A 14,897-nucleotide genomic window follows, 5' to 3' on the forward strand; every position below is an offset into this window, starting at 1 on the left:
TCCTCCGCCGTCAGACGGCCGAGTAGTAGTCGCGCAGCGACTGGGCAATGGGCAAGTGGATGCGGGACGCGGCCAGCAGTTCGGGCGGCGGTGTGAATTCCGGGTCGAACTCGTCGGCGATCCGCGTGTACGCCAGCCGCAGGTAGTGCTCGATCGTGAGCGGCAGCTCGGCCGGCAGCGTCCAGTTGGTCTCGTAGCCGGTCGCCATCATGTGCGTGACCGTCGTGTTCACGATGTCGGCCCGCTGGAACGGCTGGATCGGACGCCGAACCGGCGCGAACAGCTCAAGGTCGACCGCGGACGGTTCTCCAACGAGCAGTGCGGCCATTTCCCTGGCCAGCAAGGGTGAAAGCGTCAGACCGTCCCGGTAGGTACCAGTCATCATCCAGAGTCCGGCAACGCCGGTCTGGCCCAGCAGTGGCATTCCGTCCAGTGCGACCGGTCGGTTTCCGACCTGCAGCTTGCGGAACGGGCTGCGGGCCAGATTCCGGCGGACCTGTCGGACACCGCAGTCCATCAGGAAGAGCACGTCAGAGACGAGCGCCTTGGTTCGCGGCTCGGGCGAGATGACGTTCGTCGCTCCGACGTAGACCTGGCCCGGGCCGCGCGGTACGACGTGCAGCCCGCACGCGAACGCCCGGTTCGGCGTCCGGATCACGCTGCGCGCGTTCTGGCCGTCAACGGTGTCAACCAGCGCCGATACGCCGTACCCGCTGATCAGCCGCGGGATGACGGCAGCCTGGTCGGGCAGCGTGTCCAGAACGGCCTGGGTCGCGGCACCGGCGGCCAGGACGACCTGCTCGGCCGCGAGCGCCGTACCGTCGGCCAGAGTCACGCCAGTGACCCGGTCGCCGTCCCGAGTGACGCCAACCGCCTGCTGCGGGATCTGCACGCCGCCCGCCGCTGCGAACGCCTGGTCGAGGCGGATCAGCAGCTCGTGCGCGTTCACCGCGTGCTCGTTCGGCAGGAACATCGCCTGCAACGGGCGGGCCGTCGGCTCGGGGTCGAGCCACTCGATGTCGTCCGGATCGACATCCTCGAACTTCTCGTCGTACTCGCCGAGCGCACGCCGGATCGCCTTGTAGTTCTCGGTGTCGATCTCCGGCAGGCCGACGGAGTTCAGCATGACGACCGTGCCGTCGGCGGTCAGCAGCTCACTGCCGTCCGTGTCGGGCGAGATCGACTCCAGCCAGTCGGGCCACAGCTTCGATGCCTGGTAGGCCCAGTCGAGTTTGGTTCGTCCGTAGTCGCTGCCCAGCAGCGTGGTGGTCACCTCGCCGAACGTGCCGATCATCGCGCCGGCGGCGGCCGACGCGGCGGCCGGTCGATGCGGCTGCCCGAGCACCGCGACCCGGACGCCGCGCCGGGCCAGCACCAGCCCGAGCGACAGGCCGAGCGATCCGTTGCCTACGACAACAACCTCATGACTCACGGTGGTCTCCTTCGCTCAGATGACGAACCAGCTCCGCCACCGTCGGCTTCTCCAGAATCACGCGCACCGGCACCCGGACGCCCAGTCGTTCCCGCAGCCTCGCGGCCAGCCGGACCGCGACCATCGAATGGCCGCCGAGCGAGAAGAAGTCGCCGTCCGCGGTCCCGAACGCCTCGATCCACAGCGCGGTGACGATCGCTTCGGTCGGGTCGAGCAACTGCTTCCCGAGTTGAGTGGCCGGGCTCGCGCCGGGCTCCAGCTCGTCGTCGACGGCGGTCCAGAGCAGCTCCAGCCGACGCCGGGATTGCTCCTCGGCGGCTGGGAAGCCGGTCCGCGCTGTCAGCAGGGTCAGGGTGAGCAGCTCGCCGCCCAGCCGGCCGAGCAGCGCCGATTGGCGTTGCGTCGGTTCCGCCAGGCTCTGGCAGGTCGTTGCGAACCGGTGCGCCTGGACCGCCAGATAGGAGTCACCGGGTGCGGCTGGGACGGACGGGCGGTGGTTCGCCTGGAACGACCAACGATCCATCATCGTGTCGACGCCACCCGCGACGCGCAGTGCGCGGGCGTCACGGAGGTAGCGCTCGACGGGATGCGCCGGGACGCCGCGAGCGGCCTTGCTGCGTGCGGTTTCGTATCCTTCGCCGCCGAGAATCGCCATGGCGCGGTCGATCGCGCGCCCGGCCGCGCGTGAGGTGATGTTCTTGGCCGCCGCCAGCTCGGGTTCGGTGTTCGCCCGCGCGAGGCCGAGCAGGCACCACTGCTGAACGGTCTCGATCGTGTGGATCTCCGCGGCGATCTCACCGACCGACCGCTGGATCTCCTCGTACTCGCCGAGCGGACGCCCGTCGATCACCCGGCGGCCGACGAACTCGCGCGCCCACTCCAGCGCCAGCCGCGCGATCGCCAGCGACGGCGGCCCGATCACCAGATGCCGGCCGAGGGCGGCCCGGAGGCCCAGGTCCCGCTCGACGTCCATGCCGCGGACGGCGACGTCCGGCCGCATCCGCCAGTCCTGGTCGGCCGACATCAGCTGCTCAGCCGGCACCCGGACATCGGTCAGCCGCAGCCTGCCGAACGGCGCACCACGCAAACCCATGAACTCGTGCCGAGCCACCACTTCGAAACCCGGGCTGCTCGTGTCCACGAAGAACAACCGCACGGTGCCCGCGACGGTTGCCGAGACATCGAGGAAGTCGGCGACCGCGCCGTTGCCGATGAACAGCTTCTCGCCGGTCAGCAGGTAGGCGGCGCCGTCCTCGACCGGTACGGCGACCGTCTGCCGGCTCTCGTTCGCGGCGCCCGCGGGCTCGGCGTCGGCGGCCGCCGAGACGATGCCGGTAGCGACCTTCTCCGCGATCAGCTCGCGCAACGGCCCATCGCTGAGCGCGGGCAAGTAGGTCGCGGAGCCGAACCCGTTCTGGATGGACAGCACGAAAGCGACTGCCACCGAGCGCAAAGCGGCCGCCTCGACGACGCGGCATGCGTTCAGCCAGGACAGACCGAGACCGCCCAGCGCGGGCTCGACCATCAGCCGCAGCAGGCCTGCGCCTTGGAGCTTCTCCAGTAGTCCGTCCGGCAGCTCCCCGGTCGACTCGACCGTCTCCGGGTCGAGGTGGTCGGCCAGGAGACCTTCCAGCAGTGCGACGGCGTTCGTACCGGCTTGGACGTCGTCAGAGTCCTGCTCAGGGAAGGGCGTCAGCAGGTCCGTGCGCACCCGTCCGGCGTACAGCTCGGCCAAGACGCTCGGCGAGGTGTCGGAGGAAGTCATCGGTCTGCTCCCGGAAGTAGAAGTGATCACCGGCATAGATCTGCGTCTCGAACGGCCCAGTGGTGTACGCCTGCCACTCGTCCAGCGCTTCGGTCGCTTCGGTGTCGTCGAGACCGCCGAATGCCGTGACTGGGCAGGCCAGCGGTGCTGCGTCCGGTGCGCGATAGTTGGCGATCAGAGCGAGGTCGGCACGCAGCACGGGCAGCATTAGGTCGAGCATCTCGGAGTTGGCCCGGAGGTCCCCCGGGAGTCGTCCGTACCGCGCTTCGATCGCCGCTACCAGCTCAGCGTTCTCCAGCTCGTGGACGCCGTCGCTCAGTCGATCCACATGCGGAGCGCGGGCCGCGGACAGAACGAGCGCTTCGGGCCCTGCTCGGCCGCTGTCCCGCAACCGGCGGGCGACCTCGTAGGCGATCAGTGCGCCGAGACTGTGGCCGAAGAACACGAACGGCGGCTCGAAGTCGACAGCCGCGACGAAGTCCGTCACCAGCTCGTCCATCGAGGTGTACGGCGTTTCCGTCATCCGGCTGCCTCGGCCGGGCAGCTGAACTGCCCACAGCTCGACGTCGGTCAACCGGTCGGACCATGCCAGGAACTCACCTGGTGAGCCACCGCTGTGTGCGAAGCAGTACAGCCGAAGCGGCGCTGTGGGTCGTTTCCGGCGCCGCAGTAGCCACTGTTTGCCAGCCACCGGTACGACGGCCGCACGCGGTGCGTCGGCCAGTGCGGCCAGCTGGCCGACTGTGGGTGCTTGGAAGAAGGACTTCGGCGTCAGCTCACCGCCCAGCTGCCCACGCACCGCCGCGAGGATGCGGGACGCGATCAACGAGTCGCCACCGAGGTCGAAGAAGTTGTCTGCTGTGCTGACAGTCCGCAGTCCGAGGGCGTCCGCAAAGGCGTTGGCCAGCAGCTGCTCGGTTGCTGTGAGCGGCGTGGCGGGCGCAGCGGCCGGCTCCGCCTCGACCGGCTGGAACTCCTCGTCGAGGCGGAATCGCGTGCGTTGGAAGGGGTACGTCGGCAGCTCGACTCGGCGGCGCGCTCGATCGGTATGCAGGGCGGACCAGTCGATGCGCACGCCGGAGACCCACAGCCGGCCGGCGCCGCACAGCATGCTCAGCGCACCGCCGTCGCGATCCGGTACGCCGGCCGCCGCCAGACTCTGGGCGATCGGCCGGCCCGGGTCACAGTCGGGGTGTCGGCGCGCCAGCGTGCTGAGGGTGTGACCAGGACCCAGCTCCAGCAACGCCTGGCTGCCTTGGGCGAACAATGTCGACAAGGCGTCCGCGAACCGCACAGTGTGCCGCAGGTGCGCTGTCCACGAGCCGACTTCTTGGACGTCGGCCGCCGTGGTCAGGAGACCGGTACGGTCCGAGATCCACGGGATCGTCGGCGGCTTTCGCGGCACGGACTCGACGACTGCGGCGTACTGCGGGAGGACTGCGTCCACGAAGGTCGAATGCGCGGCCGCGGCGATCCGCAGGGGTCGGACGTCGACGTCGTCCGCTTGCAGGAGCTTCTGCAACTGCTCTACCTCGTCAGCTGGGCCGGTGACCACGCACTGGTCCGGGCTGTTCACTGCCGCCAGCGCTAGCTGCCCGGTGAGGAACGGCTCGACGGCTGCGGGCTCCAGCGGGACTGCGAGCATCGATCCGGCCGGTAGCTCGTCGAGAAGTCGGCCTCTGGTCAGCACTAGGCGCATGGCGTCTTCCGGTGCCAGAACACCTGCAGTGGTTGCTGCCGCATAGGCGCCGAGACTGTGCCCAAGCACAGCGGCTGGTACTACTCCGCGCGCTTGCCACAGCTCGGACAGTGCGTGCTGCACAGCGAACAGCACCGGCTGGCAGACGCGCATCGTGTTCAGCTGCTCTTGCGCCCAGGCCTCAGCTTTCGGGTACAGCACGGCGCGGAGGTCGAGTCCCAGATCGTCGCTGGCCCAGTCCGCCGCCGAGTCGATCGCGCGGCGGAACACTGGTTCGTCCCGGTAGAGGTCGGCGCCCATGCCGACGTACTGGCCGCCCTGGCCCGGGAAGAGGAAGGCGACGCCCCGGCCGTCCTCGGCGCGGCCGGTGATCGGCTCGTCGGTTCCCACGATCGCTGTCCGCTCGGCGAAGGCTCTGCGACCGGTCTGCAGGGTCCACGCGACATCAGCGAGCTGTGTGTTGGGCAGTGCGTCCTGTAGGCGTTGAGTTGCTGCTGCCAACGCCGCTGGGGAGCGGGCTGAGAGGGGGAACAGCTGTGGCCGGTGGTCCGGGGTGGAGCCGGCCTGGCGTGGGGCCTCTTCGACGATGACGTGGGCGTTCGTGCCACCGAGTCCTAGGGAGTTCACCGCGGCCCGGCGAGGCGTGTCTCGCTCCGGCCAGGCCAACGGCTCGGCGCTGATCGTGAACGGGGTGTCGTCGAGCATCAGGTCCGGATGCGGCTGCCGGAAGTGCTGGGTGCCCGGGATGACGCCGTGCTGCAGCGCCAGGACGACCGTGATCAGACCGGTCACACCCGCGGCCGCGTCGGTATGGCCCACTGACGCCTTGACCGAGCTCAGCCGACAGAAGCCCTTTTCTGTTGTGCCGAAGGCTTTCGCCAGGGCGCGGACCTCGATCGGGTCGCCGACTTCGGTGCCGGTGCCGTGCGCTTCGACGTACTCGATCGTGCGGGGGTCGACTCCGGCGATCAGGTGCGCAGTGCGGATCGCCTCGGTCTGGCCGGTCACGCTGGGCGCGAAGAAGCCGACTTTGCCGGAGCCGTCGTTGTTGACCGCGGAGCCGCGAACGACGGCCAGTACCCGGTCGCCGTCCGCGAGTGCGTCCTCCAGCCGCCGCAGTACGACGATGCCCGCCGCATCCCCTGCGACTGTGCCGTTGGCGTTGGCGTCAAACGAGCGGCAGCGGCCATCGACTGACAGCACGTCCTCATCGCCATCGGCCGCCTGCGGCTCTGGAACGTGGATCGTGACGCCACCGGCCAGTGCGATATCGCAGTCACCGGCCAGCAACGCTTGTCCGGCCAGATGCACAGCAACCAACGATGTGGAGCAGGCGGTCTGTACCGAGACCGCAGGTCCGCGGAGGCCCAGTTTGTAGGCCACTCGCCCGGTCAGGAAGTCGGAGCCGTAGCCGTTGCGCAGCTCCCAGCTCGTTGCACCCGGGAAGCGGTGGCGGTGGGTCTGAAGGGCGGTCGGGTGGTCGGTGAACCCGCAGCCGCCGTAGACGCCGATCGCGCCGGTGTAGGCGAACGGGTCGTACCCGGCGTTCTCCAGCGCACTCCACGCGCACTCGAGGAAGACCCGGTGCTGTGGATCGAGGATGGTCGCCTCTCGCGGAGAGAACCCGAAGAAGGCCGCATCGAAACCATCGGCCTCCGGGACCACTCCGTGGCCGTGCACCCGTCCGATGGCATCAGCCGGCCCGCGGGTGATCTGGTCGCTGTCGGACAACAAGTTCGCCCAGAATTCCTGGACGTCACTTGCACCGGGGAACCGACCGGCCATGCCGACAATCGCCAGGGCGTCGTCGCTCATGTCGGCTCCGCGTTGTCAGCACGCGCCGTCCGCCGACGCTGCCGCAGGCGATCACGTCCGGCCAGCAACCGTTCAGTCGGCTGCTCAGCCGGCGCTGTGCCAGCGGCACCGCCCAGGTAGCCAGCCAGCGCAGCCACCGTCGGATACTCGAGCAGGGCGACCAGTGGTGGCGCCGTACCGGTCAGCGCGCGCAGCCGGGACTGTGTGGCCAGCAAGGTGAACGACGTCCCGCCGAGGTCGAAGAAGTTGTCCTGCAGGCCGACCTCGGTCCGCCCGAGCACGTCCTGCCAGATGCGGACCAGCTCGCGCTCGATCTCTGGCTGTGCAGGCGCTGCGGCCGCTTCGACGACAGGTGGTGCCGCAGCGGTCGTGTCGCGATTGCGGACCGCTGGCAGCCGGAACGTCGGGTCAGCGGCCGCAGACGCGAGCAACTGCTCCAGCTGTCCGGCCAGGGCGGCGATCGTGCCGGCCGCGAACAGGTCGGTGCGATAGGTGAAGGTGAGCCGGAAGTCGTCGCTGTCCGGTTCGGCGCGAAAGATCGTCAGGTCGAGGTCGACCTTGGCGTCGTCCTGCGGGCACTCGATCGCGGTCGCGGTCGTACCAGCGAGCCGCGGCGTCACGATCGGCGCGGACTCGAACGAGAAGTACGTCTGTACGAGCGGCGCATGGCTCAGGTGGCGCTCTGGCGCCACCTCCGCGACGATCCGGTCGAACGGGACATCGGCGTACTCGAGGATGTCTAGCAGCTCGCTCTGGACGCGGCGGCAGAGGTCTCCGAAGCCGGGGGCGCCGGTCGTGTCGACCAGCACCGGCAGCGTGTTGACGAACAGCCCGATCGCCGATTCGAGTTCGACGCGATCCCGTCGGCTGACGGGGACGCCGACCAGCACCTGCTCCTGACCGGCCATCCGCGCGAGCAGAGCGGCGTACGCCGTCAGCATCAGCACGAGCGGGGTCACCCGAAGCTCCTGGGCGCGCCGCAGCACCGGGGCCATCACCTTGGCCGGGACGACGTGCACGTGATTGGCACCTGCTGACGTCGCGACCCGCGGCCGCGGCTGGTCGGTCGGCAACCGCAGTACGGTCGGTACGCCCTGCAGGTGCTCTTGCCACCACTTCAGGTCGTCGTCGGCGACGGTCTGGTCAGGTGCCCAGCCGGCAGGCTCCGGTCGTTCGCCCAACCCGGCATAGCCGTCCGCCAGCTCGTCGAAGAAGACCTGCAGCGACGGTCCGTCCGTGATGAGCTGATGCATGACGACAACGAGGATGTGGTCGTCAGGGGCCAGCCGGAGCAGCCGTGTCCGCAGCAGCGGGCCGTTGGTCAGATCGAACGGCTCACCGGCCCAGCTGCGGACCAACTCGTTCGCGGCGTGCTCGCTGTCGACCTGGGTGGTCGGCAGATCGACCCGGCCGACGCCGACGACCTGCTCTGGTCCGGGGAACGTCGTACGCAGCGCTGCGTGCCGCGCGACGATCTGGCTGATCGCAGCCCGTAGACGCGCAACGTCCAGTGGGCCTTGGAACCGGGCCGCCACCGGGACGTTGTTCATTCCGGTGCCGGGGCGGAGCTGCTCCACGACGTACAGGGCACGTTGGAACGGCGTGAGTGTCATAACGCGAGCCGATCTATCTTGCCGCTGGCGGTCAGTGGGAGGGCGGGGACGAGTTCTATCCCGGTCGGCACCATGTAGGCGGGCAGCCGCTCGCGCAGCGTCGCCAACAGAGCTGCCGGCAGCTTGTCGTCACCAGCAGCCTTCGGGACGACATGCGCACGCAGATAGCGCTCCTCGGCCGCACTACCGGCCACTGACACGACTGCTTGGGCCACCGCCGGGTCGGAGTTCAGTACGGTCTCGATCTCGCCCAGCTCGATCCGGAACCCGCGCACCTTCACCTGAGTGTCCTGGCGGCCCAGAAACTCCAGCAGGCCGTCCGGCCGGACCCGGCCCAGGTCGCCAGTCCGGTACGCCGGTTCGTCCGGTCGCTGCGGATCGGGCACATAGCTCTGCGCCGTCCGCTCCGGCAGGCCGAGGTACCCAGGCCCTACTGCAGTGCCGGCGACCCACAACTCACCCACTTCACCGTCCGGCACCGGGCGGCCGTCCTCGTCGCACACCAGGATGCGGGTGTCGCGGATCGGCATACCGATCGAGGGCAGGTCCTCCCAGGTCGACACGTCGGCGGGCAGCTCGTACGACGTGGAGACATGGGTCTCGGTGGTCCCCCACTGGTTGACCAACCGGCAGGCGGGCAGCCGGGTGAACATCGCGCGGATCCGCTCACCGGCCTGCACCTGCTCACCCGCGGTCAGGATCTCCCGCAACGGGTGCGTCGCGGGACTCACGTCGTCCGCGAACAGCGCCAGTGACTGGATCATCACGAACGGCACGAAGATCCGATTGACCTGCTCGCGCTCGATCAGGTCCCACAGCTCCTGCGGGTCGAGCCGCTCGTCTTCGGTGCAGCAGACGACGGTGCCGCCTTCGCCAAGGGTGGTGAGCACCTCTTGGTAGATGATGTCGAACGACGACGGCGCGAACTGCAGCGTCCGGTCGCCCACGCCGCAGCTCGACGCCTCGCTCTGCCACGCGATCAGGTTGGCGAGATTGCGATGCGCGTACCGGACGCCCTTCGGCCGACCGGTCGAGCCCGATGTGTAGACGACGTACGCGAGCTCGGCCTCGGCCGGCTGGACCGGCACCGACTCGTCCACTGCGTAAACCAGCGCACCGCCCTGTTGAACCGCGATGTAACCGCCCAGCCGGGCCAGCGGATCGGCGTGCCCGACGACTGTCCGCACCCCCGCGTCCGCGCACATGAAGCGCAGTCGCTCAACCGGATAGCCGACATCCAGCGGTACGGCGGCACAGTCCGCGCGCAGCAGCCCGACCACCGCGACCACCAGATCGATCGACCGCTCCAGGTGAACCCCAGCCCTGGTGGCGCCCAGCTCGCGCACGTGGTCCGCAACTCGACCAGACCGGTCCCACAGCTCCTGGTAACTGATGACCTCACCCTGGAACGCCACAGCGGCGTCGTCCGGGCGCAGTGCGACCTGTTCCAGCACCGCTTCAAGCTCTGGCACGACGTTGGTCATTTGTGCCACCCCTCTTCGGCAGCTGCCCGCAAGGTGATCCGGTGCGGGCGTTCGCTGCGCAACAGCATCCGGTTCAGCGCACGCTGGATCTCTGCGGCCTGCTGCGGGCCTGGGTCATCCACTGAGACCTCCAGGTCGTATCGGAGTTGGTCACGGTCGTCGCGGTAGACGGTGGTTCGGCAGTGCTGTACGCCGGGCACGGCCGTCGCGATCCGCCGTACGGACGGCAGCCAGACTTTCTCGCCGCCGACCACGACGGAGTCAGTCAGCCGGCCGCGAAAGAAGTGGTAGCCGTCGGCATCGATCTCGAATCGGTCCCCGGTCGCGACCGCGCCAGCGGCCGTCAGCGGGCTCGGCGCGCCATCCGGGAGCCGCCGCCGTAGCACGGTGTCCGAAGCGACATGCAGTTCGTCGTTGACCAGACTGGTCTGTACGTCGGGGAGCGGCCGACCGACCGACGTCCACCGGTGCTCGGGCTCGGCGTGCACGGCGAGCGTGCTGACCCGCGGCCCGGCTTCGGTGAGCCCGTAAGTCAGATAGAGCTCCCGATCGGCGCCCAGCAACGTCTTGAGGTGTGCCGGGTCCAGCGTGTCGCCGCCGACCGTGAGTACGCGGAGCGTCGACGGGACCTCCGACAGCCGAGTCGCTGCGCTGGGCGTCAGCGACGACACCGTGACGTCGTGAGCCGCCACCTCCTCGGCGTACGCACGTGCGGTGAAAGGCGGTCCGGAGATGATGAGCTGCGAGCCACGCACCAAGGCGGCGAAGGCCTGTGCCACCAGGGCATACGAGTAGTGCAGCGGCAGGCAGAGCAACACGGTGTCGGTCGAGCGCTGACCGATCGCATCCGCGTGCCGGGTCGCGTTGCGCAGCAGCGCGTCGAAGCTGTGCAGACAACCGGTGCCTACGCCAGCTGTGCCAGAGGTCATCAGGATGACGTCGCCGGACTCGTACCGCTGCTGAACGCCGGCGAAACGCACCGCCTCCGCGCCGGGCAGTGCGAACGTCTCGCTGGCACCGTACCGACTCGGGTCGATTCGCGGAGCGATCAGCATGGACGCACCGAGCCGCTCGGCGACGCTGGTGATGCGGAAGGCCGTTGAAGCCGGCGCGAGCGGGACGGGCACGGCACCGGCAACGAGAACGGCGAAGAAGGTCGACAGCATGGTGCGGCCGTTCGGCAGTGCGATCAGCACCGGCGCACCGGGCTCGAGGTCGAGAGCTGCCACTGCGGCGAAGATCTGTGCTGGGTCCACAGTCGATGGGTCGGCATCGACAGTGCGGTCCAGAAACGTGAGGAACTGCTGGACGTTCATCCACTCGCCCCGAACACTTCGGTGCGCACCTCGTCGCCGCGGTGCACACTCAGCACGACCCGGCTCGCCGCGCCCGACCGCAACCAGGAGCGGGCAACCACTTGGGCCACCGGCAGGCTGCGCTCCGGATCGCTGGTCAGGAGCAGACTCGGGCCGCGGAGTCCAAGCCGCAGGCACGGCAGGCCGGCAATCGCACCCGGATTGGCCCCGGCGAAGCGCAGCGGGGAGATCTGGCCGTTCTGCGCCATACCGGCCAACTGCTCCATCGTGTCCCGAGTCGCGTGCGTGCTGAGCACCAGAACGCCGGTGTCCTCCGGCAGGGGCTCGGTGATGACCCGCTCGATCGACTCCAGGACCAGCCACGCGACCTGGTCGACGTACATGGACGGAATTCGCCGGGTGCTCGTCATGGGGCTTCCAAGACCAGGCAGGTGTTGAAGCCACCGAAGCCCAACGTGACGCTGAGACCGACAGCTCCGCTGAAGGCCAACGGCTCGTGGACGGGCAGTCGTAGCGGGAAGTCCGGCAGCGGCTCGGTCAACCCCGGCACCGCGGGGACACACTGATCCCGCAGCGCCAACAGCACTGCCATGGCTTCCATCGCGCCCGTCGCACCCAACGTGTGTCCGAAGGCGCCTTTGGTGGCAAAGACCACCGGCCCATCCGGAGCGGGTTTGAACATCCGCCGGAAGCTCAGCGATTCCACATCGTCGTTGACCGGCGTCCCAGAGCCATGCGCGTTCAGGACCGCCACCTCACTGGCGTCGCGCCCGGCCGACCGTAGTGCGGTCTCCATCGCCCGGACTACCGTGTCACCAGACGGATCCGGTGCCGTGGCGCCGTGCGCGTCGTTGGCCGACCCGGCACCGGACACTGCGCCGTACACCCGAGCCCAGCGATGGGCCGCCGACTCTGCCGACTCCAGCACCAGAAACGCGGCGCCCTCGCCCAGCAGCATGCCGTCCCGCGCAGTGTCGAAAGCGCGCAGGGTGGTTGGTGACATCGTCCCCAGCAGGCTGTGGCCGAGCCGTTTCGCCGGAGTCAGGATGTCGACCCCGCCGACCACGCAGATGTCCGTCACACCGTCCGCAATCAGCGCCGCGCCAACCAGCACGGCGTCCGAACCGGCTGAACACGCCGTGCTGACAGTCACCGTGGGTACGCCGGCCGCGGCTCCCAGTTCGTCGCCCCACCGAGCTAGTGAGTCTGGCGCGTCCAGGTCCGGCCCGTAGCTCGTGCCGACCACCAGTTGCAGACGTGGATCGCTCAGCTCCAGACCGGCATCAGCAACCGCAGAACGCAGTGCACGCAGGCCCAACGCCTGCTGCCGTTCCCGGTAGTCCTCCGGCAGGTCTGGCACCACCGCAGCCAACTCGTTGCGCACCTTGTGCGCGCTGGGGACTGGACGGATGCCTGAAGCGCCGGACAGCAGTGCCGACCAGACGTCGTCCAAGCCGGCGCCGAGCGCGGTGTCCCACGCCATACCGGTGACCAGCACTCGGCTGGTCACCACCACTGCTGTCCCATGTCGGCGACGTTCCGCCGGACCAGGTTGGCCCGGAACGCCGCGACCGTCGTGTCCTCGACCGTGGCGCGCCCGGAGAAGAAGAAGGTGTCGCCGACGAACCGGTCCGCGGTCACGGTGATCACCACGTGGTCGCCGGGGACGACGATCTTCAGGAAGCGCGAGTTCATCGCGCCGACCAGCGTCAGCTCGTCCTCCCGCAGCTTCGACGTGCTGAGCTGGAACAGGATGATGCCGGCCTGCGCGAACGCCTGGTTGAGATGGCTGGCCGGAAAGATCGCGCGCTCGGGGAAGTGGCCCGCGATCACATCCATCTGCGCCGACACCGCGAGACTCGCCACGATCCGCTCACCGGGTTCGTAGTCGAGGACGCGGTCCAGGTAGAGCATCGGGTGCCGGTGCCGCAGCCAGCTCTTGATCTCGGTGAACCCCATCGTGCGGGTCGCGGTTGAGGTCTCAGTGGGCTGCATGAGTTCCGGCCTCCGTCAGTACGTTGAGCAGTTCGGGGGTCAGCGTGCGCGGGGAGCCGTCGGCCCGATCGACGAGACCGAGGACGAGCGTCCCGGTGGCCAGCTCGGCTCCGTCCGCAGATCGGCGTACAGTGCCGGCGATGCGCGCCCGGGCCGCACCGACGTGGTCGACCGACGCCTCTAGGCTCAGCTCGTCGGGGTAGCGCGCAGAGGCCAGGTAGCGCAGCCGCAGCTCACTGACGACCAGCTCGGCGCCGGCGGCGGCCAGCGTGTCGAGACCGGTGCCGAGGCGCTCCAGGTTGTCCAGCAGCGCAGTCTCGATCAGCGAGGCGTAGCGGGCGAAGTGGACGACGCCGGACGCATCCGTATCCACGTGCTCCACCTGGCGGAGCACGGGCCGGAAGGTGGTCACGAGGCGAACGCCGTCGCGCCTGCGACCAGGCGATCCACGATCGTCTCCAGGTCGGCGCGGGTCGCGATCAGCGGCGGTGCGACGCGCATCGTCGGATACAGGTAGCGGAGACCGCGGGTACGCCGTCCGGCGCCGGACATCAGCTCGACGTACACACCGGCCCGGATCATGCACTCGCGCAGTTCGCCGCGTCGGTCCGCAGCCTGCTCGGTCAACTCGAGGCCGCGCAGGAAACCGGCGCCACGGGCCTCGGTGAAGATCTCCGGGAACGCCGTCACCAACTGCTTGTCCAGCAGCTCACCCAGCTCCACACCATTCGCGGCCGAGCGCTGGAGCAGGTCCTCACTGACCAGATGGTTCAGCCCGGCCCGGATCACCGTGCAGGTCAGCGGCCGCAGATCGGACGTCGCAACCGCGCCGGTCGCCCGGATCTCCAGCCCACGCCGCGCGATCACCATCGACGTCGACAGCGCACCCATGCCGAGGCTCTTACCGATCACGGTGACATCGGTCGGGATCGAGCCCTGCTCATCGGTCATCGCGAACCACTGGCCGGTCTTGGCGAAGGTCAGCACCTCGTCCGCGATCAGTAGCGCCCCACTGTCGGCAGCCAGCCCGGCCAGCTCGCGCAGGTAGCCCTCCGGCGGAACGAGGATGCCGGCGTCGCCCTGAACCGGCTCGACGACAACTGCCAGAACGCGCTCGCCGTTCTGGACGAACCACTCGCGCGCCGCCTCCGCCTCGCCGAACGGGATGTGCTCGACCGTCAGCCCGAACGGCTCAGCAGCGACCGCAGGTAAGCCGATTCGGTAGTGCCGCCGGTTCAGCAGCGGCACCAAACCACCGGACCACCCGTGCCACGCACCTTCGAAGGCGAGGACGAGATCGCGGCTCTCAGCCCCGGCGACCGGCCGCAGCCGCCGGCCGTCGAACCGTGACTCCAGCGCGATCCGCAGCGCGAGCTCCATCCCCTCCGACCCCGAGTTGCGCCCGCTGACGGCGTACTCGGCGGCGGGGAACCGGTCGACGAACAACCCGCCTGGCGCGAAGAGCCGCTGTAGTAGCGCCGAACGCTCCTGGGACGCGACCTCGTCCGTCACATATCCGGCGCTGCGGACGCCGTCCGCCAGCGCCCGCGCGATCACCGGCGAGCCCGCGCCGAGACATGCGGATCCGTAACCGCCACTGGCATCGAGGACGTCGAACGCACGGCCGGACTCGAGTTCGACGAACTGCTGGACGAGGCCGCCGGCTCCGGTGCACCCGAACGGGAGCCGGGAACCGCCGTAGTGGTCGAACTGCGCTTCCCGGTCGAACCAGGTGACAGACATGCGTGAGCTTCCTCTCCGCGGGCGGACGGTGGGGA

11 protein-coding genes are annotated in these 14,897 nt (G+C 69.1%); all 11 read right to left on the reverse strand.

Features of this window, described 5'->3' with window-relative positions; genetic code table 11:
• Nucleotides 1-10 precede the first annotated feature (10 nt).
• Genes HPO96_RS21065 through HPO96_RS21115 form a run of 11 tightly spaced genes read right to left on the reverse strand, consistent with a single transcriptional unit; the run spans nt 11 to nt 14,862 of the window.
• Nucleotides 11-1,432, reverse strand: coding sequence for an FAD-dependent oxidoreductase (locus HPO96_RS21065; protein ID WP_171675240.1), 1,422 nt, complete (start codon nt 1,430-1,432; stop codon nt 11-13).
• On the reverse strand, nt 1,422-3,197 hold the full coding sequence (locus HPO96_RS21070) for an acyl-CoA dehydrogenase family protein (protein ID WP_171675241.1): 1,776 nt from the start codon (nt 3,195-3,197) through the stop codon (nt 1,422-1,424). Before HPO96_RS21070 ends, HPO96_RS21065 begins: the two co-directional genes overlap by 11 nt.
• Nucleotides 3,112-6,711: a type I polyketide synthase gene (locus tag HPO96_RS21075; RefSeq protein ID WP_171675242.1), complete on the reverse strand. Its 3,600-nt coding sequence runs from the start codon at nt 6,709-6,711 to the stop codon at nt 3,112-3,114. Before HPO96_RS21075 ends, HPO96_RS21070 begins: the two co-directional genes overlap by 86 nt.
• Complete coding sequence (locus HPO96_RS21080) at nt 6,708-8,324, reverse strand: condensation domain-containing protein (RefSeq protein WP_171675243.1); 1,617 nt, start codon at nt 8,322-8,324, stop codon at nt 6,708-6,710. The genes HPO96_RS21075 and HPO96_RS21080 overlap by 4 nt, the downstream gene beginning before the upstream one ends.
• Nucleotides 8,321-9,808, reverse strand: coding sequence for an amino acid adenylation domain-containing protein (locus HPO96_RS21085; protein WP_171675244.1), 1,488 nt, complete (start codon nt 9,806-9,808; stop codon nt 8,321-8,323). Before HPO96_RS21085 ends, HPO96_RS21080 begins: the two co-directional genes overlap by 4 nt.
• Complete coding sequence (locus HPO96_RS21090) at nt 9,805-11,124, reverse strand: class I adenylate-forming enzyme family protein (RefSeq protein WP_171675245.1); 1,320 nt, start codon at nt 11,122-11,124, stop codon at nt 9,805-9,807. The genes HPO96_RS21085 and HPO96_RS21090 overlap by 4 nt, the downstream gene beginning before the upstream one ends.
• Nucleotides 11,121-11,534, reverse strand: coding sequence for a coronafacic acid synthetase component (locus HPO96_RS21095; RefSeq protein ID WP_171675246.1), 414 nt, complete (start codon nt 11,532-11,534; stop codon nt 11,121-11,123). The genes HPO96_RS21090 and HPO96_RS21095 overlap by 4 nt, the downstream gene beginning before the upstream one ends.
• Nucleotides 11,531-12,634 (reverse strand): beta-ketoacyl synthase N-terminal-like domain-containing protein, encoded by a 1,104-nt coding sequence (locus HPO96_RS21100; protein WP_171675247.1) that lies wholly within the window; start codon nt 12,632-12,634, stop codon nt 11,531-11,533. The genes HPO96_RS21095 and HPO96_RS21100 overlap by 4 nt, the downstream gene beginning before the upstream one ends.
• Entirely contained in the window at nt 12,631-13,119 is a 489-nt protein-coding gene (locus HPO96_RS21105; RefSeq protein ID WP_202886253.1) for a 3-hydroxyacyl-ACP dehydratase FabZ family protein, read from the reverse strand. The genes HPO96_RS21100 and HPO96_RS21105 overlap by 4 nt, the downstream gene beginning before the upstream one ends.
• A complete protein-coding gene (locus tag HPO96_RS21110; protein ID WP_202886254.1) occupies nt 13,106-13,513 on the reverse strand; it encodes a thioesterase family protein in 408 nt (135 codons plus the stop codon). The genes HPO96_RS21105 and HPO96_RS21110 overlap by 14 nt, the downstream gene beginning before the upstream one ends.
• Nucleotides 13,514-13,527: 14 nt before the next feature.
• Nucleotides 13,528-14,862 carry an aminotransferase class III-fold pyridoxal phosphate-dependent enzyme gene (locus tag HPO96_RS21115; RefSeq protein WP_171675249.1) on the reverse strand — a complete coding sequence of 445 codons (1,335 nt, stop codon included), beginning with the start codon at nt 14,860-14,862 and terminating at the stop codon, nt 13,528-13,530.
• Nucleotides 14,863-14,897: the final 35 nt, after the last annotated feature.

It is taken from the genome of Kribbella sandramycini (genome assembly GCF_013131805.1).
Taxonomy (GTDB): Bacteria; Actinomycetota; Actinomycetes; order Propionibacteriales; family Kribbellaceae; genus Kribbella; species Kribbella sandramycini.

What these genes read in the sequence shown, in the direction of transcription:
- HPO96_RS21070 (WP_171675241.1), bottom strand. Translation starts at nt 3,197, where the DNA reads ATGACTTCCTCCGACACCTCGCCGAGCGTCTTGGCCGAGCTGTACGCC.
- HPO96_RS21085 (WP_171675244.1), bottom strand. Translation starts at nt 9,808, where the DNA reads ATGACCAACGTCGTGCCAGAGCTTGAAGCGGTGCTGGAACAGGTCGCA.
- HPO96_RS21115 (WP_171675249.1), bottom strand. Translation starts at nt 14,862, where the DNA reads ATGTCTGTCACCTGGTTCGACCGGGAAGCGCAGTTCGACCACTACGGC.
- HPO96_RS21105 (WP_202886253.1), bottom strand. Translation starts at nt 13,119, where the DNA reads ATGCAGCCCACTGAGACCTCAACCGCGACCCGCACGATGGGGTTCACC.
- HPO96_RS21095 (WP_171675246.1), bottom strand. Translation starts at nt 11,534, where the DNA reads ATGACGAGCACCCGGCGAATTCCGTCCATGTACGTCGACCAGGTCGCG.
- HPO96_RS21090 (WP_171675245.1), bottom strand. Translation starts at nt 11,124, where the DNA reads ATGAACGTCCAGCAGTTCCTCACGTTTCTGGACCGCACTGTCGATGCC.
- HPO96_RS21075 (WP_171675242.1), bottom strand. Translation starts at nt 6,711, where the DNA reads ATGAGCGACGACGCCCTGGCGATTGTCGGCATGGCCGGTCGGTTCCCC.
- HPO96_RS21080 (WP_171675243.1), bottom strand. Translation starts at nt 8,324, where the DNA reads ATGACACTCACGCCGTTCCAACGTGCCCTGTACGTCGTGGAGCAGCTC.